This is a genomic window from Streptomyces sp. NPDC017056, assembly GCF_044332485.1.
In the GTDB taxonomy this organism is placed as follows: domain Bacteria; phylum Actinomycetota; class Actinomycetes; order Streptomycetales; family Streptomycetaceae; genus Streptomyces.
In genome coordinates this window covers 38,148-57,314 of sequence record NZ_JBIRPD010000033.1, presented here as the reverse complement: position 1 = coordinate 57,314, position 19,167 = coordinate 38,148, and the positions used below count along the sequence as shown (strand labels likewise).

The 19,167-nt window shown below is 73.7% G+C and carries 19 protein-coding genes; 4 read left to right on the top strand and 15 right to left on the bottom strand.

The genetic code is table 11. From position 1 onward, the window contains the following. Positions 1-2 precede the first annotated feature (2 nt). The 5 genes from ACH4OW_RS37630 to ACH4OW_RS37610 form a co-directional block, all read right to left on the bottom strand. Positions 3-1,199: a nucleotide disphospho-sugar-binding domain-containing protein gene (locus ACH4OW_RS37630; protein WP_398033149.1), complete on the bottom strand. Its 1,197-nt coding sequence runs from the start codon at positions 1,197-1,199 to the stop codon at positions 3-5. Positions 1,200-1,334: 135 nt separating this feature from the next. Next, the gene (locus ACH4OW_RS37625) at positions 1,335-2,048 is read right to left on the bottom strand and encodes an ABC transporter permease (protein ID WP_398033147.1); all 714 of its coding nucleotides are present in this window, start codon (positions 2,046-2,048) and stop codon (positions 1,335-1,337) included. Beyond that, complete coding sequence (locus ACH4OW_RS37620) at positions 2,048-2,977, bottom strand: ABC transporter ATP-binding protein (RefSeq protein WP_360137295.1); 930 nt, start codon at positions 2,975-2,977, stop codon at positions 2,048-2,050. The genes ACH4OW_RS37625 and ACH4OW_RS37620 overlap by 1 nt, the downstream gene beginning before the upstream one ends. 43 nt (positions 2,978-3,020) lie before the next feature. Further along, entirely contained in the window at positions 3,021-4,190 is a 1,170-nt protein-coding gene (locus ACH4OW_RS37615; protein ID WP_398033145.1) for a nucleotide disphospho-sugar-binding domain-containing protein, read from the bottom strand. Beyond that, a complete protein-coding gene (locus tag ACH4OW_RS37610; protein ID WP_398033144.1) occupies positions 4,175-5,377 on the bottom strand; it encodes a glycosyltransferase in 1,203 nt (400 codons plus the stop codon). Before ACH4OW_RS37610 ends, ACH4OW_RS37615 begins: the two co-directional genes overlap by 16 nt. Before the next feature lie 206 nt (positions 5,378-5,583). Between ACH4OW_RS37610 and ACH4OW_RS37605 the strand changes: the two genes are divergently transcribed. From ACH4OW_RS37605 to ACH4OW_RS37595, 3 genes are all read left to right on the top strand, one after another. Continuing rightward, positions 5,584-6,651 carry a ketoacyl-ACP synthase III family protein gene (locus ACH4OW_RS37605; RefSeq protein WP_360137285.1) on the top strand — a complete coding sequence of 356 codons (1,068 nt, stop codon included), beginning with the start codon at positions 5,584-5,586 and terminating at the stop codon, positions 6,649-6,651. 32 nt (positions 6,652-6,683) lie between these two features. After that, positions 6,684-7,457, top strand: coding sequence for an NAD-dependent epimerase/dehydratase family protein (locus ACH4OW_RS37600; protein ID WP_360137282.1), 774 nt, complete (start codon positions 6,684-6,686; stop codon positions 7,455-7,457). A 78-nt stretch (positions 7,458-7,535) separates the two neighbouring features. Next, positions 7,536-8,222 carry an antibiotic biosynthesis monooxygenase gene (locus ACH4OW_RS37595; RefSeq protein WP_360137279.1) on the top strand — a complete coding sequence of 229 codons (687 nt, stop codon included), beginning with the start codon at positions 7,536-7,538 and terminating at the stop codon, positions 8,220-8,222. 57 nt (positions 8,223-8,279) lie between these two features. Here the strand turns inward: ACH4OW_RS37595 and ACH4OW_RS37590 are convergent, their stop codons facing one another. The 7 genes from ACH4OW_RS37590 to fabG are packed head-to-tail and all read right to left on the bottom strand — an operon-like array spanning position 8,280 to position 15,414. After that, the gene (locus ACH4OW_RS37590; protein WP_398033139.1) at positions 8,280-9,512 is read right to left on the bottom strand and encodes an FAD-dependent monooxygenase; all 1,233 of its coding nucleotides are present in this window, start codon (positions 9,510-9,512) and stop codon (positions 8,280-8,282) included. Continuing rightward, on the bottom strand, positions 9,509-10,339 hold the full coding sequence (locus ACH4OW_RS37585) for an SRPBCC family protein (RefSeq protein WP_398033137.1): 831 nt from the start codon (positions 10,337-10,339) through the stop codon (positions 9,509-9,511). The genes ACH4OW_RS37590 and ACH4OW_RS37585 overlap by 4 nt, the downstream gene beginning before the upstream one ends. Before the next feature lie 11 nt (positions 10,340-10,350). Further along, positions 10,351-11,379 (bottom strand): aldo/keto reductase, encoded by a 1,029-nt coding sequence (locus tag ACH4OW_RS37580; RefSeq protein ID WP_398033134.1) that lies wholly within the window; start codon positions 11,377-11,379, stop codon positions 10,351-10,353. Between the two features lie 22 nt (positions 11,380-11,401). After that, complete coding sequence (locus ACH4OW_RS37575) at positions 11,402-12,019, bottom strand: antibiotic biosynthesis monooxygenase family protein (protein ID WP_398033132.1); 618 nt, start codon at positions 12,017-12,019, stop codon at positions 11,402-11,404. 32 nt (positions 12,020-12,051) lie between these two features. Next, a complete protein-coding gene (locus ACH4OW_RS37570; protein WP_398033130.1) occupies positions 12,052-13,584 on the bottom strand; it encodes a class I adenylate-forming enzyme family protein in 1,533 nt (510 codons plus the stop codon). Next, positions 13,577-14,524, bottom strand: coding sequence for an aromatase/cyclase (locus ACH4OW_RS37565; protein WP_398033128.1), 948 nt, complete (start codon positions 14,522-14,524; stop codon positions 13,577-13,579). Before ACH4OW_RS37565 ends, ACH4OW_RS37570 begins: the two co-directional genes overlap by 8 nt. A gap of 56 nt (positions 14,525-14,580) precedes the next feature. Then, a complete protein-coding gene (gene fabG, locus ACH4OW_RS37560; RefSeq protein WP_398033125.1) occupies positions 14,581-15,414 on the bottom strand; it encodes a 3-oxoacyl-ACP reductase FabG in 834 nt (277 codons plus the stop codon). A 196-nt stretch (positions 15,415-15,610) separates the two neighbouring features. Between fabG and ACH4OW_RS37555 the strand changes: the two genes are divergently transcribed. Continuing rightward, a complete protein-coding gene (locus ACH4OW_RS37555; protein ID WP_398033123.1) occupies positions 15,611-16,054 on the top strand; it encodes a nuclear transport factor 2 family protein in 444 nt (147 codons plus the stop codon). A 205-nt stretch (positions 16,055-16,259) separates the two neighbouring features. Here ACH4OW_RS37555 and ACH4OW_RS37550 read toward each other — a convergent pair whose 3' ends face one another. The 3 genes from ACH4OW_RS37550 to ACH4OW_RS37540 are packed head-to-tail and all read right to left on the bottom strand — an operon-like array spanning position 16,260 to position 19,128. Next, entirely contained in the window at positions 16,260-16,523 is a 264-nt protein-coding gene (locus tag ACH4OW_RS37550; protein WP_360137252.1) for an acyl carrier protein, read from the bottom strand. A 56-nt stretch (positions 16,524-16,579) separates the two neighbouring features. Beyond that, complete coding sequence (locus ACH4OW_RS37545) at positions 16,580-17,863, bottom strand: ketosynthase chain-length factor (RefSeq protein WP_398033120.1); 1,284 nt, start codon at positions 17,861-17,863, stop codon at positions 16,580-16,582. Beyond that, the gene (locus tag ACH4OW_RS37540) at positions 17,860-19,128 is read right to left on the bottom strand and encodes a beta-ketoacyl-[acyl-carrier-protein] synthase family protein (protein ID WP_398033118.1); all 1,269 of its coding nucleotides are present in this window, start codon (positions 19,126-19,128) and stop codon (positions 17,860-17,862) included. Before ACH4OW_RS37540 ends, ACH4OW_RS37545 begins: the two co-directional genes overlap by 4 nt. Between the last annotated feature and the right edge of the window lie 39 nt (positions 19,129-19,167).

The window sequence follows — 19,167 nt, the reverse complement described above, 5'->3', positions numbered from 1 at the left end:
CGTCAGTCTGCCTTCCGTGGTGTGGGGACGTCCGTGTGACCGGCCCGTACGCACTCCTCCAGGAAGCCCACGAGCCGGTCGGGGGCGGGCATGGCGGCGATCTCGTCCCGCAGCGACCTGGACCGCTCCCGGTAGGAGGGGCGGGTCAGCAGGTCGCGGACGGCGGCACCGACCGCGTCCCCGGTGGCGCCGGCGGGCAGTGCGCTGCCCGCGCCGGACTCCCTGACCAGGTGCGCCCAGTGCTCCTGGAAGGCGTTGCGGGGGAGCAGGAGCTGCGGCAGGCCGCGGGTGACGGCGATCAGGCCGCTGCCGACGCCGCCGTGGTGCACCAGCGCGTCACAGTGCGCCAGCAGCACGTCCAGTGGGAAGGACTCCACCATGCGGACGCCGTCCGGCAGCGGGCCGGTGGCGCGGGCCTGCTCGGCGGTGACCGCGAGGACCACCTCGGCGCCCTGTTCCCGCAGGGTGGCGACCACCTGGTCGCGGACCTCGTCGAGTGCGGTGGTGGTCACGCCGCCGGTCACACAGACCAGCGGCCGCCCGCCGGATCGTTCCTCGCGCAACCGGCGCGGCACTTCGGCGGGCCCCGCGTACGGTACGTAGCGCATGTCGGCGCGGCGCACCCCGTGCGGCGGGCGCAGGCCCGGCGGGCACGGGTCGATCCAGACCGAGGGGCCGACCAGCGGCGCGACGCCGAACCGCTCGAAGAGCCGGGCGTACGAGGGGCGCAGCTCGCTCTCCCGCTCGCAGTGCACCCCCAGCGACACACCCCAGGTGTGGCCCACGGCGGGCACCTTGAGGACGGCGGCGGCCACCTGCCCGGCGGCGGCCGCGGTGTCGTGCACCACGATGTCGGGGCGCCAGAAGCGGGCGAAGGCGACCAGGTCGTCGGTGAGGGTGTCGGCGACCGCGATCATCTTCTCGACCAGCGCCTCGGCCAGGTCGGTGTCGAGGGCCGCCATGGACGCGCCGGTGGCCTTCAGCCGCCCGGGCCCCAGGTCCAGCCGGCGGGCCGCCGCGGCGCCCGCCACGGCCTCGTCGCCGACCGGCACGGCCACCAGCCCGGCCTTGGTGACCGGTGCGGTGCACTGCGGCCGCACCGCCACCCGTACGTCGTGGCCCGCGAGCCGGCAGGCCCAGGCGAGCGGAATGATCCAGGGGACATGGGCCGGACCGTGGCCCACGAACAACACGCGCATGGAAGGTTCCTCACTCTTTCGCGTACGGCCGGTGGCAGCAAAAGGGTGCGGCCGGCCGCTCGAATGCGGCTCGCATCCGCCACGAACGCGAAAGTGCCCGTGGGGACACCTCCCCACGGGCACCGGTGAAACAGGTCAGGCGCGGCGGCCGCCCCTGCGGTAGGCGAACGCGGCGAACGCCGCGAGCAGCGCCGTCCACAGGGCGAGCACACCCAGCCCCGCGGCGCTCGGCGCGGTGTGGTCGGCCGCGTGCCAGGACAGCTCGGCGTAGCGGTAGACCGGCGTCTCCTTCGAGATCGGCTGGAGCCACTCGGGCAGCGTGTCGGTGGGCATCATCAGCCCGCCGAGCAGCGTCAGCGACAGGTAGCAGACGGTGCCGGCGATCTGCGCGAGCTGGGCCTTGAACAGGTAGCCGATGCCGATGCCGAGCATGGCCAGCGGCGCGATGCCGACCCACAGCAGCAGGAAGATCTCCAGCCAGGTGCCGGGTCCGAGGTCGATGCCCCGGTAGAACTTGCCGATCAGGCCGATGACCACGATCGGCAGGATGCCCAGGCAGGTGGCGACCGCGCCGCGCGCCACCACGACCTGCACGGGGGAGAGCGGGGTCAGCCGCAGCTGCCGCAGCCAGCCCAGTGCCCGGTCCTCGGCGATACCCGTGCCGTTGGTGATGACCACACCCAGCGCGCCGAAAGCCGCCGCGCCGACCATGGCCCGTACCATCGACTCCTGGTCGGGTCCGCCGCCCGCGAGGGTGACGTAGAGGCCGACCGGCATGATGAGGCTCATCATCAGGTAGCCGCCGTTGCGGATCAGCCGCAGGATTTCCAGACGGATGTATCCGAGCATCAGTGGGTCCGTCCTTCCGGAGCGGGCTCGTGGCGCGACCGGTGGGTCAGCGCGATGAAGGCTTCCTCCAGGCCGACGCCGGAGACTTCGAGGTCGGTGAACGCATCGGCGCGCGACAGTGCGTGCACGGTGCTGTCGGAGTCGTTGCTGCGCAGGTGGACGCGGCCGCCGTGGAACTCCACGGAGCTGACGCCCGGCAGCAGCGCGAAGTCGTCGCGGTGCCCGCCGCGCGGCACGAAGCTGACCGTACGACCCTCGATCATGGACTTGATCTGCGCCGGGGTGCCGTCGGCCACCACCTGCCCGGCCGCGATCACCACGACGCGGTCGGCGCTCTCGTCGGCCTCCTCCAGATAGTGGGTGGAGAACAGGACGGTGTTGCCGCGCTCGGCGTAGCGCTGCATCGCCGCCCACAGCTCGCGCCGCGACTCCACGTCCAGTGCGGCGGTCGGCTCGTCCAGCACCACCAGGTCGGGGTCGCCGGCCAGCGCGAGGGCGAACCGCACCCGCTGGGCCTGGCCGCCGGAGAGCCGGTCCACCTTGCGGTCCGCGATCTTGGTGAGCTGGGCCAGCTCCAGGATCTCCGCCAGCGGCAGCGGCTTGCGGTAGGTCTGGCGTACGAAGCCGACCAGTTCCCGCACCGAGACCCGGGGAATCATCTTCCCCTCCTGGAGCATGGCACCCAAATGGCCCGCGCGCATGGCCAGTTCGGGTTTCTTGCCGAAGACCTCGATGGTGCCCTGCTCCGGCGGAAAGAGCCCGAGCAGCATGTTGATCGTGGTGGACTTGCCCGCGCCGTTGGGGCCGAGGAGGGCGACCGTCTCGCCGCGCCGGATCGTCAGATCGATGCCGTCGACGGCACGGACGGAGCCGTACTCCTTGACGACGCCCTTGAAGACGACCGCCGGCGGGCCGTGGTGTTCTGCCATGGGGGATGGCACCTGCTCCCTTTCCTGGGTGAGTGGGGTCATGTCAGATCAGCCCTTCGACGGTGCGGACCAGTTCGGCGGGGCCCGGCAGGGCCGCGATCTCCGCGCCGACCCCGAGCGCGGCGGTGCGGTACCGCTCGTCGGCGACCAGGTCCGCGAGGGCTTCGTGCACGAGCCGGGCAGCGTGCTGCTCGGGCTCGGAGGCGAGCGTGCGGCCCGCCCCGGACTCCGCCACCAGCCGCCCGGTGGTCTGCAGGAACGGCTTGTCGCCCGGCAGGACGAGCTGCGGCACGCCGGACGCGAACGACGTCATGCTGGTACCGCTGCCACCGTGGTGGACGGCGACGGCCGTGTGCCGCATCACCGGCCCGATCGGGAAACGGTCGACGACCTTGACCGAGGACGGGATGCCGGACAGCGCCGGGTGGTACTCCGCGTCGATCGGGAAGAGCACGTCGAGGCCCTGCGCGGTGCAGGCGTCCAGCACATGCCGGAAACCCAGCGGCAGCTCACCGGTCTCCGCGAGCACCCGGCCGTGCCACATGCCCAGGCACAGCAGCACCCGCGGCCGCTCCGGCCGCCGGACCGCCCAGTCGGGCAGCTCGGCGGTGCCGCAGTAGGGGACGTAACGCGTCAGCAGGCCCGGGACGTTGTCGCCGCCGGGCAGCAGCGAGGTGGGACTCGGGTCGACCACCAGCGCCGGGTCGGGGAAACCCGCGGCGCCGTGGGACACGCTCAGGTCGTGCAGCTGCTCCTTGGCGCGGCGCAGCAGCGGGCTGGTGAAGTCGTCCGGGCCCCAGCGGTGGACGACGCCGGGCACACCGAGCGCACCGGCCACGATCAGGCCGCCGAACTCCACCGGGTCGGTGACGACGAGATCGGGCTCCCAGTCCCGGCCGAGCCGGACGAAGTCGTCCAGGTAGCCGCCGAGCCGGGTGCGCCAGCGCTCGCCGACCGCGTCCCACTCGCCGTCCGCGCGGCGGTCCATCGCCGCCCGGTCCGGCATCCGCACCGCGCCCGGCCGGGTCAGCCGCTGCCGGATCGTGTCACCCGCGCCCACCAGGCGCGTGTCCAGCCCCGCGGCGGCGGCGAACCGCACCAGTGCCGCGTCGCCGGCCACCAGCACCTGGTGCCCGGCGGCGCGCAGGGCCCAGGTCAGCGGCACCATCGGCACGAGGTGGCTGGGGACCAGGGCCGTCAGCAGGACGCGCATGTCTCCTCCTGGGCCGCCGCGGCGGCGAGTTGTTCGAGGTCGGCGACCAGCTGCTCCACGGGCGGGCAGGCGAGGATCTCGCGCCGCACCACCGCCGCGCGCCGCCGGTACGAAGGGTCGGTGAGCAGCGCGCCGAGGGCGTCGGCGACGGTCTCGCCGGTGGCGACGTAGCTCGGCAGGTTGATCGCCGAGCCGATCGCGGCACAGCGTTCGGCGGCGTGCGGCTGGTCGTCGTACATGGGGGTGACGAGCATCGGGGTGCCGCTGCGCAGGCCCTCGCGGATGCTGCTGTGACCGCCGTGGGTGACGAACACGTCGGCGGCCTCCAGCAGTACGTCCTGCGGAACCCACTCGGTGACCAGCCGCACATGCTCCGGCACCGGCCCGAAGTCCGCCGGGTCGCGGCCCACGCCGATCGAGACGACGGCGGAGCAGTCGGTGGCGGACAGCGCCTCGATCACGGCGTGCAGGAGGTCGTCCGAGCGCCATGGCATCGACGGCGCCATGGTGCCGATCGACGCGTACACCAGCGGCTTGTCCTCGGGCAGGGCGGCGAGCCAGGGCAGGGTCACATCGTCGCTGCGGTACGGGGTGGTCTGGCGGTAGTGGCGCAGGGTGCGCGGGGCCAGGTCGTCGCCGGTGCAGCGCGGTGGCAGCCAGCTGACCAGCAGGTGCTTGTAGGCGGTGTGGTCGTCCGGGTCGGCGGGGAGGCCGAGTTCGGCGCGCAGGGCGTTGAGCCGCTCGTGCACCACGGCGGGCGGCAGCAGATGGGTGGAGCCGCCGGCCACCGCGACGTGCGGGATGCCGAGGGCCTCGGCGGCCAGGTAGCCGCCGATCTCCTCCCCCTCGCGCACGATCAGATCGGGCTTCCAGTCCGCGGCGATCTTCAGGATGTCGCGGGCGGCCAGCAGCGCGGGCGGCCCGAGCACACAGTCGACCAGGCCGTCCTCGTACGCCTCCTGGTCGCCCTGGAAAAGCGGCAGCGCGATCGCCTCGACGCAGAACGGGTCGGTTGCCCAGTCGCATCCGGCGGGGAAGAACCGGAGGCCGTACTGCGCGCACTCCTCGCGCATGGAAGCGTCGTCGGCGACGGCAACGGTGTGCCCGGCCCGTACGGCGGCCTGGGCCAGGGGGATCAGCAGCCGCAGATGCGACTTGCCCGCATGGGCGGTGAACAGGATGCGCACGACGGGTCTCCGAAAGGGGTGGGGACGGCGAGCCGCCCGTTCGGTCAGGCCCGAGCGTGACCGCCCGCGCTCGAGTCCCCCTTGAGCCGCACTGGGCCGCGCGCTCCCCTGCCGGATTCGAGCACGGTTCGAGAGCAGGCCGTGAGGGTGGGCGCATGCCGTATGCCCGAAGTACCGCCGAACCCGGCGAGTAGGGGAGCAATTGGATGCGTTGGGACGAGATCTATGTCGCCGGTCTGGGCACCTGGCTGCCCGAACCCGTACCGGTGCGCGAAGCCGTCGAGGCGGGTGAGTGCGGGCAGGAGTGGATCGACGACTTCGGTTACGAGGCTGTCCGTATCGCCCGCGAGAGGCCGGGGGAGCCGTGGACGGCGCCGCCGGACATGGCGGTCGCCGCCGCCCGCCGGGCCCACGAGCGGTCCGGCCTCGACCGGTCCGCCTACTCTCTGCTGCTGCACGGCAGCACGTGGTTCCAGGGCCTGGACATCTGGCCGGCCGCCTCGTACATCGCGGGTAAGACCGTCGGCAGGACGGTGCCCGCACTCGACGTGCAGCAGCGCTGCAACATCGGCATCAGCGCCCTGGACCTGGCCGCCTGCCATCTGAAGGCCGGATACGGCACGGGCAGCGCGGTCATGGTCACCACCGCCGACCGGTTCGGCGGGCCCGGCGCCGACCGCTGGCGCCTGCGCCACGGCAACGCGTACGCCGACGGCGGCACCGCCGTGGTCCTCTCGGCCACGGACGGCTTCGCCCGCCTGCTGGCCACCGCCACCGTCGCCGACAACGGCCTGGAGCCGATGGCCCGCGGCGACGAGCCGTTCGGCCCCGTCTCGCGCGCCGCCGACCGGCAGATCGACCTGACCGCACGCGGCGACGCCCACAAGGCGGTGAGCGACGAGACCCTCACCAACATCCGCTTCGGCAAGGCGATGAACGAGGCCAAGCAGGCCGTCCTCGACGACGCGGGCCTGTCCATGGACGACATCGCGTCCGTCGTCATCCCCGCCACCGGACGGATCGACGGCCCCTTCCAGATCCACCACCTGCTCGGCGTCGACGCGTCCGAGACCACCTGGGAGTTCGCCCGCCGCAGCGGCCACGTCGGCGCCGGCGACTGGGCCGCCGGCCTGGAGAACCTGCTGCTCACCGGCGCCCTCGGGCCCGGCGACCACGTGATGCTCTTCGGCGGCGGCGCCGGCTACACCCTGACCGCCGCCGTCCTGGAGATCTCCCGGATCCCCGGCTGGGCCACCGGGCCCGCCGCGGCCTGAACCCCGTCCACCGCAAGGAGTTGGCACAGCCCATGGAGATCGTCGGCAGGGGGTTCCTGGCCGGGCACCTGGCGGGCATCAGCGACCACCACCCCGATGTGGTGGCGCTCGCCGCCGGTGTGTCGGCCGCCGGAGACATCCCGCCCGAGCAGTACACCCGGGAGTCCGCGCGCCTGTACGAGGTGCTGCGGTACTGCGAGAAGCACAACAGGCGCCTGGTGTTCTTCTCGACGGCGTCCGCCGGCATGTACTCGGTGCCCGGCGCCTCGCCGGGCCGCGAGGACGGCCCGGTCTACCCGGCCACCCCGTACGGACGGCACAAGCTCGCCTTGGAGGCGGTGGTCAAGTCCTCCGACGTGGAGTACCTGATCCTGCGCCTCTCGCACGTCGTCGGGCGCCACCAGCCCGCCCACCAGCTGCTGCCCGCCCTGGTGCGGCAGCTGGTCGCGGGCCGGCTGCGGGTGTACCGGGGCGCACAGCGCGACCTCATCGACGTCGAGGACGTCGTCAAGATCGTGCACACGCTGCTCGTCGACGGCCGCACTCGCGACGTCGTCAACGTCGCCTCCGGACACGCCCCGCACATCGAGGACATCGTCGCCCACATGGAGAACCTGCTCGGCACCCGCGCCGAGAAGACCTACGTGGCGGCGTCCGGCGCCCAGCCCGTCTCCATCGACAAGCTCTGCCGGCTCGTCCCGCCGGTGTACGGGCTCGGCTTCGGCCCGGACTACTACCGCGGCGTCCTCGACAAATACGTACCCGCCTACGCGGCCGGAGCCGGGCAGCGGCTCCTGTCCCGCTGACCGGCCCCACCCGTTCCACATCCCACAGATACCCCCTGTCCCACCGATACCCCTGTCCCACCAATGAAAGGCACCGTCATGACCGAGACCACCCCGGCCGCCGACGCCCCGGTTGTCGCCGTCGCCCACTTCGTCCTCAAGGACAAGCACAAGGCCAAGGGCGCCGAGTTCGAGAAGGCGTACGCCAAGTACCGGAAGACCGTCGCCACCAAGGACGGGCTGCTGCGCACCGCCCTGCTGCGCGGCCTCGGCGCGCCCGACACCTTCGTCATCCTGACCTGGTGGCGGGACGCCGACGCGCACCGCACGGTGGTCGGCGACTGGCAGTTCTTCACCGCGGTCAGCAGCCGCTTCGTCTACCTGGCCGCGATCACCAGCGTGCACGGCCGGGTGCTCGCCGGACAGGCCGCGGCGGACGGCCTCGGCGGCGGCGCGGCGCCGGGGCAGGAGGCGGCGGTCGCGCTGACCACCTTCACGCTCAAGGACGGAGCCGACCGGCAGGCGTTCGAGAGCTCCTTCCTCGGCCACCTCTCCTTCGTGAAGGGCCACGACGGCTTCCTGGACCACCAGCTGGTGCACTCGGACCGCGAGGCCGGCGCGTACGTCAACATCGGCTGGTGGAGCGGGGCCGAGGCGTACCGCCCGGTGCTCGGCAGCCCGGAGATGGCGGCCGACGCCCGGGCCATGGCGGCCCACGCCGACGTCCGGGGCGGCCTGTTCGGCGTCGTGGTGGACTCGGCGCGTGCCGAGGCCGTCGCGGTCTGACCACGGGTGAAGGCGGGCCGGGTCGAAGGACCCGGCCCGCCTTCCGTGTGTCCGCGGTCAGCCGGTGAACAGGTGCTCCGCCACCTGGACGGAGGGGTTGCCGAACGCGATGGTCCGCAGGATCTTGCGGTAGACGGGCGTGTGCTTCACCACGGCCGCCAGCCGCGGCCGGATCCGGCCGACGAGCCCGCCGGACCCCAGCATCGTCCTGCTCTGCATCTCCTGGAGCCGCATCACGGCGGCGATGTCCGGCGCCCGCCGCTCCTCGAACCGGGACAGGAACGCCGCGCTCGTCCTGTCCTGTGTCACGGCCTCCACCAGCAGCGGGTGCAGCACGACCGCGTCCTGTACGGCGAGGTTGATGCCCTGCGCGCCGATCGGGCTGTGGGTGTGCGCGGCGTCACCCATCAGCACCAGCCCGTCGGCCGCCCAGTGCTCGGCGCGCCCGGAGAAGACGTCCAGCAGGGTCAGGTCGCGCAGTGAGGTGATCTGCTCGCCGATCAGGCCGGCGTACTCCGGTACCGCGCGCGCCAGCTGCTCCTTGACGTGGTCCAGGCCGTGCCGGACGACGTCCCGGTAGCCCTGGTGCGGCAGCGTCCAACCGACCTGCACCCGGTCCGGCCAGGACCCGTACACCAGCACCGGGCTGCCGCCCTCGCTCCGCAGCACCCGCACGTCCCACGACCGCGGCGGCCCGGCGTCCGCCGGCGGCGTCAGCTTGAACCACAGGACGTCCTGGTCGAACGCCTCGGTACGTCCTGCTCCGATGCCCGCCAGCCGGCGGACCTTGGAGAACCGGCCGTCGGCGCCCACGACGACGCGCGCGGGCACGGTCAGGTCGTCCGCCGTGACACCGGTGACCCGGCCCTGCCCGTCGCGCAGCAGACCGTTGACGCGGTGGCCCTCGAAGTACCGGAAGCCCTCGAACGCGTCACAGTGCAGGCGCAGCCCGGCCAGCAGATGGGGCTGCGGCAGGGACAGCAGGTGGTCGTACGGTGCGGGCAGGGCCCGGTAGTCGACGTCCAGCAGTACCCGGTCCCGCTCCAGCAGCCGGAACCTGGAGTGCTCGTGGCCGCCCGCCGCCCGCGCCCCGGCGAGCACGCCGAGCCGGTCGAGGACGGCCATCGCGCCCGGCTGCAGGATCTCACCGCGGAAGTCCCGGTCCTGCGACCGGGACTTCTCCACGACGGTCACCCGCAGGCCGGACCTGAGCAGCAGAAGGGCCAGCGTCAGGCCACCGGGACCGGCGCCGACCACGCACACGTCGGCCCGCTCCTGCGCCGCGGTCACCGCTGCCCGGCCAGTGCCAGCGCGGCGCGTACCCCGGCGCCGGCCAGTTCGCGCACCCGGTCGCGGTGGTCCCCGACGACCGCGAGCACGTCCGCAGTGACCCGGGTTCCGCCCGGCTCCTCGGCCAGCCGCCAGCGGAGCCGGTAGAGCCGCGCGGGCTCCGGCGGTGTCAGGAACTTCTGCACGAGGGTGTGCTCCTCGTGCGCGATCTGCACGGTCGGCGTGCCTTCCACGGTGCCGAACCAGGCACTGTCCGTGCCGTCGCGCTGCGGCAGCGCGTCCAGCAGCCGCGCGCGGACCGCGGCAGCCGGGCCGGGGAGCAGCACACTGCCCTGGGCCCGTACGACATCGTCCGTCAGCGTTTCGGGGTGCTCCGTCCGGTCTTTGAGGGTGCGCATCTGGAGCGCTCCGTGCCGGTCCAGTTCCCCGGCGGTCTCGGCCGGGTCGGCGTCGGTGGTGAACCAGTGCCCGGACACCACCCGGCAGCCGCCGTCCGGGCGGGGCAGGAATTCCCAGGTGCCGCCCAGCTGCCGGATCGGCCCCACCGATCCCTGCTGCTCGAATTCCATGCGCAGCGCCACCGGGTCCACGGTGCGCCGTGACGTCCACACGCGCAGCCCGCCCTCGGGCCCCGGCCGCACCGCCCAGAACTTCACCTCGTCGTGCGGGCCCTGCCGGGACAGCACTTCGGTGTGGGCGATCCAGGGGTAGAGCACCGGCCAGCCGCCGACGTCGGTCAGGGCCCGGTGGACGGCGGCGGCCGGGGCGTCGATCCCGACCTCGGCACGGGTGCGGTGGACGGGGGAAGAAGCAACGGTTGTGCTCACAGCGGTACCTCTCAGGTGGTGGCGGTACGGGCGGGCGTCCTGGCCCGGAGCATCCGGCTCAGGGTCAGCTCGGGGTCGCGGACCACGACGGGGCCCAGCGCGTCGTCGATGCGGCGCAGCAGCCCGGGGTCGAGCACGGCGTCGGCCGCCGCGAGGTTGCGGGCGATCTGGCCGGGCGACGAGGCGCCGATGACGGCGCCGGTGACCCGGGTGCCCCGGAGCACCCAGGCGAGGGCGAGCTGGGCCGGTGTCAGCCCGGCCTCGCCGGCGAGCGCCGCCACCCGGGCGACGGCCTCCAGGACGTCGTCCTCCAGGAACCGCCAGCGCCCGATGGACACGTCACCGCCCTTGGCGGCGACGGCCCGGGACCCGGCGGGCGGCCGCTGCCCCGGGCGGTACTTCCCGGTCAGCACGCCACCCGCCAGCGGGGACCAGACGAGCTGCCCGATGCCGAGCCGCTCGCAGGCCGGGGCCACCTCGGCCTCGACGACCCGCCACAGCATCGAGTACTGCGGCTGGTTGCAGACCAGCGGCACGCCCAGGTCGCGGGCGAGCGCGGCGGCGCGTTCGATCTCGTCGGCGGCCCACTCCGAGACGCCGACGTAGCGGACCTTGCCCGCGGCGACCGCGTCGGCGAAGGCCCGCATGGTGTCCTCCAGCGGGGTGCTGTCGTCGTAGAGGTGGGCCTGGTAGAGGTCGATGTGCCCGGTGCCGAGGCGCCGCAGCGACCGGTCCAGGCTGCCGGCGATCCGCGCCGGCGACAGCGCGCCCGGGCCGCTGCCCGGGCCACCCCTGCCGACCTTGGTGCAGACCACGACGGAGTCCCGGTCGACCCCGGCCAGGGCCGCGCCGAGCAGTTCCTCGGCGCGGCCGTCCGCATAGGCGTCGGCGGTGTCGAACGTGGTGATGCCCGCGTCGAGGGCGGCCCGTACGCAGGCGGTGGCGGCCCGGTCGTCCAGTTGGTTGCCCGCGGTCAGCGAGTTCCCGAACGCGATCCGGCTCACCAGCGGCCCGTTCGTGCCGAGACGGCGGTACTCCATGGGTCAGTCCTCCCCGGCGCCGTCAGGCGCCGGCCGGCGCGAAGGGCACACCGTTGCCCGCGACGTGCGCGGCGGGCACGGCCCGCACCTCGGCGAGCGCGGTGACGGCGGCGTACTCGGGCAGGGAGCGTGCCGCCTCCCGGTCGGCGGTGCCGCGCCAGCGGGTGGCGGCGGTGTAGCCACCTGGCCGGGCGAACAGCGACTTCGCCAGCTCGGCGCCGACGAAGCCCTCGGCAGCCGCTGCCGCCTCGGCGTACGCGCGGTAGGCGGCCTCGAACGCGGCGGTGTCACCGGTGACCGTGACGTACTCGACGAGCAGTGCGTCCCCGGGCCCGGCCGCGGCGCCGGTCCGGCGCAGGAGTTCCGCCGACGGGTCGGCGTCGACGTCCACGATGCGGTGGAACTCGGCGGCGTGCTCCTGGAAGACCGGGTGGGCCAGTACCTGCTGGAAGTCCTCGGCCGACGACCAGCGGCCGAGGTTGACGTACACCTCGGGCCGGTCCGCCGAGCGGACCGCCTGGTGGGTGACGAACCCGGGCCGGGCGCGCATCCACTCCACGTGGGAGAGGAAGCGGCGCTCGAACTCCTCGGCGCCGGCCGGGTCCTTGAGCGTGAAGGTGTTGACGACGGTGAAGGTCATGGATCCTCTTTCGGTATGCGGGGCGCCGCCCGTCAAGCGGGCTGACGTGCCGTCAGTTGCTGTGCCAGCAGGCGACGCTGGATCTTTCCGTTGCCGGAGCGGGGGATGGCGTCGACGGTGATCGCGTCCCGTACGTGCTGGTAGTACGGGAGCCGGTCGTTCGCGGCGGACACGACGGACGCCAGCGTTCCGGCACCGTCCGACGCCCCCTTGGCGAGCACCACCAGGGCGCCCGCCACCGCGCCGTGCGCGGCGTCCGGCACCTCGACCACCACGGCGTCCGCGACCAGCGGGTGGTCCAGCAGGACGCGCTCCACGTCCGACGGCGCGACCAGGAAGTTGTCGCACTTGAACACGTCCTTGAGCCGGTCGACCAGGAAGAGGCGGCCGTCCTCGGCGATCCGCCCGACGTCCCCGGTGCTCAGCCAGCCGTCCGGCTCCAGCCCCGTCCCGTCCGGGCCGCCCGCGTACCCCCGCATCACCTGCGGCCCGCGCAGTTGCACCTCGCCGGCGGCCCCGGAAGGCAGCACGGCGCGGGTGTCGACGTCCACGACCCGGCACCGCGTCCCGGCCACCGGCCGGCCCACCGAACCCGGAACCGGGTCGGCGGGATCGTCGCAGTGCGTCAGCGGCGAGGTCTCCGCGAGGCCGTAGCCCTGGAAGACGGGGACGCCCAGACGCCGCGACAGCGTGCGCGCGGCCGTGGCGGGGAGGCCCGAGCCGCCCGACGCGACATGCCGCAACGCAGGCACCGCGACACTCTCCAGTTCCGGGTGGGCCGCCAGCCGGGACAGCCGCACCGGCAGGCTGTAAAGGATCGTGGCGCCCTCCCGCGCGGCGGTGGTGAGCGCGGTGTACGGGTCCGGCGCCGGGCACAGCACCTGGACCGCACCGGCGGCGACCGCCGAATTCAGGTGCATCGGGTGGTAGGTGGGCAGGTGGTTGAGGGTGACCGACCCGCCGTCGAGCAGGTGGGCGCCGGCGACCTGGGCCGCGTTGACGGTGACGTTGCGGTGGGTGAGCCGGACCGCCTTCGGACGGCCGGTGGTGCCACTGGTGAACTGCAGGACGGCGGTGTCCTGCGGACCGGTGCCCGGGTCGGGCACCGGCCCCTCGGCGCCGTACGTGCTCAGCCGCCCCTCGGCCCCGTACACCACCACCTCGCGCAGCGCGGGCAGCCGGTCGCGCACCCGCTCCAGCCGCTCGCCCAGCGCCGCGTCGACGAAGGCCACCCGGGCGCCGCCGAGCGTCAGCACGTGCAGCAGGTCCTCCTCGCGCAGCAGCGGGTTGACGACGGCGGCGGTCAACCCCGCCCGCGCCGCCGCGTAGTACGCCACGGCGAAATCGGGGTGCAGCACGGACGCCACCGCGACCACGTCACCCGGCTCCGTACACCCGCGCAAGGCGGCTGCGGCGGCGGTCACCCGGGCGTCGAGCGTGCCGTAGTCCACGGTCAGGCCGCCGCTGACGACGGCCCGGCGCCCGGGGTGGGCGGCGGCGGACCGGGCGAGCAGCCCGTCCAGCCGGTCCGGTACCTCGGGTATGCCCCCGGCCGGCTCAGCCACGGCGGGCCTCCGCGTAATCCCGGGCCAGCTTCAGGGTGTTGGTGCTGTTGGTGCTCAGCGCCCGGTGCACGTACTCCCGCGCGTCGGCGACGGTCCGGCCCGCGCCGAGCACCTTCTCGACCGCGGACGGCTTGAGGGTGACGGTGTGCCGCGAGGTCACGTCCACGCCGTCCCCGGCGGGCTCGATGGTCCAGCGCCCGGTGTGGGCGGTCATCAGCGCGGGGACCGTGGTCTGCTTGTAGACGATGCGGTCCCGGCCGAAGACCACCCGCACCGACTCGGTGGTGTGCACCGAACCGTCCGCCGCGCTGGTGTCCATGGCCATCACCTGCACACCCGGCTCGTCCTCGGTGAGGTCCAGGCGGGCCACGTGCGGCAGCCGCTCGGGCCACAGGTCGGCCCGGTTGAGGAAGTCGAAGACATCGGCGCCGTCGGCCGCCATGTGCACCGTGTCGTCGAACGTGAAAACCAGCTCGTCCAGGTCACCGGCCGCCTCGGCCAGCTCCTTGATGCCGTCCAGCTCCGCCGCGCTGTTGCGGTCCACCGCTGCGGTGATCCACTCGACGCCCGCCGGGTCGTCGCCGACCGCGTCGAAGTCGTGGTGCAGTTCGAGCAGGCACGCGGCCTCCCCGGCCGGAGTGACGACCCAGGCGCCGCCCATCGCGGCCACCGGCGGCTGCGAGACCTCCTGGCGGAAGTCGACCCGCAGGCCGGCCGCGTCCAGGGTGCGGCGCGAGGTCCAGCTCTTGACCTCGCCGTTGGCGGTGGCCCAGATGCGGATGCGCTCGGTGTCCGCCGTCCGCTCCAGGTGCTCGACGTGCACGTTGGGCGCGAAGTACTGCGGCCAGGTGGTGACGTCGGCGACGATCCCGTACACGGTCTCGGCGGGCGCGGCGATGGTGATGCTGTGCAGGGTGCGGTGCTTTCCGGGCACTGACACGTGACAAGTCCTCTTCTGCTGTACGGCGGTGGGTCGGGGGGAGGGGCGGGCGGCGGTCAGAAGTTGCCCAGGCCGCCGCAGACGTTGAGCGCCTGCGCCGTGATGGAGGCGGCGGTGTCGGTGGCCAGGTAGCCCACCAGGCCCGCGACCTCCTCGGGCGTGGAGTAGCGGCCGAGCGGGATCTTCGCCTGGAACTTGGTCAGTACGGCGTCCTCGGACGTGCCGTACGCCGCGGCGTACCCCTCGCGGACCCGCTGCGCCATCGGCGTCTCGACGTACCCGGGGCAGACCGCGTTGACGGTGATGCCGGTCGGCGCCAGCTCGTTGCCGAGCGCCTTGGTGAAGCCGACGACACCGTGCTTCGACGCCGAGTACGGGGCGCCGAGCACGACGCCCTGCTTGCCCGCCGTGGAGGCGATGTTGACGACGCGGCCCCAGCCGCGCTCCCGCATGCCGCCCTTGTTGAGCACCTCGCGGGTGAGGAGGAAGACGCTGGTCAGGTTGGTGGCGATCACGTCGTGCCACAGCTCGTCGGGCACGTCGGCGGTGACGCCGCCGCCGCTGCGGCCCGCGTTGTTGACCAGCACGTCGATCCGCCCGTACGCCGCCAGCGCGGCCGCCACCAGTTCCTTGACCGACTCGGGGCTGCGCACGTCGGCCGTGGTGCCGGCGGCCTCCAGCCCCTCTTCGCGCAGCTGCTTGACCGTCAGCTCCACCGACTCGGCGCTCCGCGCACAGACGAACACCGCGTGCCCGGCCGTGGCCAGGGCCCGCGCCGCCGCCAGGCCGATGCCGCTGGTACCACCGGTGATCAGCGCGACCCGGCGCTCCGCGGCGTCCTCGTGTGCCGCGGCGTCCTCGGTGCGCACGGCGTTCGCGGTCTTCGACATCTCGACTCTTTTCGCTAGGCGGCCGGTCCCTGCGGACCGGCAGGTATGCGCCCCACGGTGCCCAGTCCCGCTCGAACCGGTATCGAGCACCGGTGGACGCCCGCGCCGGTCCGCCGGTCCAGGCGCCCACCAGCGCCTTTCAAGTCCCGGCGGCCACAGTGGCCGAGCAGCAGGAACCACAGGAGAGGACCACCCCATGACCGTCACCGCGCCGGCCTGGACCACCGCGCCCGCCGAGCTGTACCAGGAGATCCAGCAGTTCTACGCACAGCAGATGCACCTGCTCGACGACGGCCGGGTCGCGGAGTGGGCCGGCACGTTCACCCCCGAAGGCGTTTTCGCCGCCAACGCCCAGCCCGCCCCGGCCGTCGGCCGTGACGCCATCACCGAAGCCGCCGCCAAGGCCACCGAGGCGTACGCCGCGGCCGGCGTCCAGCGCCGCCACTGGCTGGGCATGGTCGCGGTGACCGGCGGCACCGGGGACACGGTCACCGCCCGCTGCTACGCACTGGTCATCGAGACCCCGCGCGGCGGCCGCCCGGAGATCAAGGCCAGCACCCTCTGCGAGGACGAACTCGTCCGCGCCGAGGGCACGTGGCAGGTACGCGACCGCCGCATCACGCGGGACGACCTGATCTGACCCGCAGCGGCCGCCACGGCCGCCTCAGTCCAGTGCCCGCACGCAATCCCCCGGCGTGCGGGCACTTCCCTGTGTTCCGGCGGGCCGCGCGTCGCAGGTCACCTCCGGGGCCCTTTCCGGGCTCCGCGTCCTTGTGGACCGGTGCGCGGACAGCAGACGGCTGCCGGGTCCCGACCGGGACCCGGCAGCCGTCTGCTGTTGCGGTTCAGGCTGCCTGGGCAGGCGCCTCCGCGTCCAGGCACGCGTTGATGAACTCCAGCAGCAGGCGCGGCGTCGACGCCTCGGCGACCGTGTCGTCGGGCAGCTGGATGCCGTGGTCGCGCTCGATCACACCGGTCGTCTGGAGCACCGCCAGCGAGTCGTACCCCAGGTCGTCGAACGGCACGTCCAGTACGTCACCGTCCAGGTCGACCCCCTCGTCGACGCCCGCGCACTCGCGCAGCAGCGTGGTCAGTTCCTTCAGCGTCATGGTCGTCGCCTCTCTCACAATCGTCCTCGTGGTCGTGCTCACGGTCCCGCTCGCCATCACGCGGTGGCGGCCGGTGGGTTGTCTTCGGCGGTCACCACGGCGGCGGCGTTGAAGCCGCCGGTGCCGCGGGCCAGCACCAGGGCGGTGCGCAGCGGGCCGCGCCGTGCCTGCGTCACCAGGTCGAGCCCGTCGGCTTCGACCGGGTCGGTGACGTTGACGGTCGGCGGTACGACCTGGTCGCGCAGCGACAGCAGCGCCGCCGCCAGGTCGAGCGAGGCGCCGCCGGCCGACAACCGCCCCGTCATGGTCTTCGGCGCCGTCACCGGTACCCCGCGCGGGCCGAACAGCGCGCCGAGCGCGGCGGCTTCCTGCCGGTCCAGCTCGGGTACGCCGGACGCGTCCGCGAACACCACGTCCACGTCCGCCGGCGTCAGCCCCGCCTCGTTCAGGGCCAGTCCGGCGCAGCGCCCCAGCCCCGGTTCGCCGCCCCGGCCGGGCGCCGGGTCGAAGGTCGCCGCGTACCCGGCCAGGTGTCCGTACACGCGGGCGCCGCGCTCGCGGGCCGCCGCGGCGTCCTCCAGGACCAGGATGGCGCCGCCCTCACCGGCGACGTACCCGGCGGCCCGGGTGTCGAAGGGCAGGAACGCGCGGGCCGGGTCGGCGACGGTGCTCATCCGCCCGCCGGCCAGCTGCGCCGTCCAGCCCCAGGGGCAGATCGCGCCGTCCACCCCGCCGGTGACGATCAGGCGGCTGCCCTTGCGCAGCTGGCGCCGCGCCTGGGCGACCGCGTCCAGGCCGCCCGCCTGCTCGGTGACCAGCACTCCGCTCGGCCCGCGCAGCTTGTGCCGGATGGAGATCTGGCCGGTGTTGACCGCGTAGAACCAGGCGTACGACTGGTACGCGCTGACGTGCTGCCCGCCCTTGGCGCACAGCGCCTGCAACTCCCGCTGCCCGAACTCGAAGCCGCCGGCGGACGCGGCGGTCACCACACCGGCGGAGTACTCCGGCAGCTCGGCGGGGTCGGCGCCGCTGTCCTCCAGCGCCTCCTTCGCGGCGGTCAGCGCCAGCCGCGTCATGTGGTCGGTCTGCGGCAGCAGCCGGCTCGGTATGTGCTCGGCCGCGTCGAAGCCGGGCACCTCGCCCGCCAGCCGCGCCGGGTAGCCGGTGGCGTCGAAGCGGGAGACGGGCCGGATGCCGCTCTCGCCCGCGAGCGTGGCCCGCCACCACGCTTCGGTGCCCAGGCCGTTGGGGGCGGTCACCCCGATGCCGGTGAACACCGCCGTGGGGCGCGCGGCCCCGGGGCGCACGTCCGCGGTGCGTTCGGCCGTCTGCGTCGTCATGCCGTCCTCCGCTCGGGCTTGGTGAGCACGATCGCGCTCTGGAATCCGCCGAAACCGCTGCCCACGCTCAGCACCGTGCCGATCTCCCGCTCGCGCGCCGTGACGGGCGTGTAGTCGAGGTCGCACTTGGGGTCAGGCTCGTGGAGGTTGGCGGTGGGCGGCACCACGCCGTGCTCGATGGCGAGCGCGGACGCGGCGATCTCCAGCGATCCGATGGCGCCCAGCGAGTGGCCGATCATCGACTTGATCGAGGACACCGGGGTCGCGTACGCGTGGTCGCCGAGGCTGCGCTTGAACGCGGCGGTCTCGTGCCGGTCGTTCTGCAGCGTGCCGGAGCCGTGCGCGTTGATGTAGTCGATGTCGGTGGCGGGCACCCGGGCCTCGGCCAGCGCGGCGGTGATGGCCTCCGCCATCTCCGCGCCGTCGGCCCGCAGCCCCGTCATGTTGTACGCGTTGCTGCGCGAGGCGAACCCGGCGATCTCCGCGTAGACGTGCGCGCCGCGGGCCAGCGCGCGGTCCCGGTCCTCCAGGACGAAGACGGCCGATCCCTCGCCGAGCACGAAGCCGTTGCGGGTCCGGTCGAACGGCCGCGACGCGGTCTGAGGCTCGTCGTTGCGCGCCGACGTCGCCTTGATCGCGTCGAAGCAGGCGACGGAGATCGGCGAGATCGGCGCCTCCGTGGCGCCGGTGATCATGACGTCGGCGCTGCCCTCGCGGATCAGCTCCACCGCGTGGCCCACCGAGTCCAGCCCGGAGGTGCAGCCCGTGGAGACCACCGCGGTCGGCCCCTGCGCGCCGAATTCCCAGGCGACCTCGGCCGCGAAGGAGCTGGGCACGAAGTAGTCGTACAGGTGCGGCACCGCCCGCTCGTGATCGACCAGCCACTCGGCGCCGTGGTCGCTGACCGCCGCGTACTCGGTGTCCAGACCGGTCGTGGCGCCCACCGCGCTGCCGATGGCCACGCCCGTACGGAACGGGTCGGCCGCCTCCCACGCGATGCCGCTGTCGGCGACCGCCTCCCGCGCCGCCACCAGCGCGAACTGGGCGGCCCTGTCGAGCCGTCCGGCCTGCTCGGCGGTCAGCCCCTCGGCCACCGGATCGAAGTCGACCTCGGCGGCGATCCGTGAGCGGAACGCCGAGGCGTCGAAGAGCGTCACGGCCCGGGTGGCGGTCCGGCCCGCGGTCAGCAGGGACCAGTACGCCTTGGTGCCGACACCTCCCGGGGCGACCACCCCGATTCCGGTGATCACTACGCGGCGGCTCACCCGGCCTCCTCGGCGCGACGGTCCTGGGGGAGTACCCCG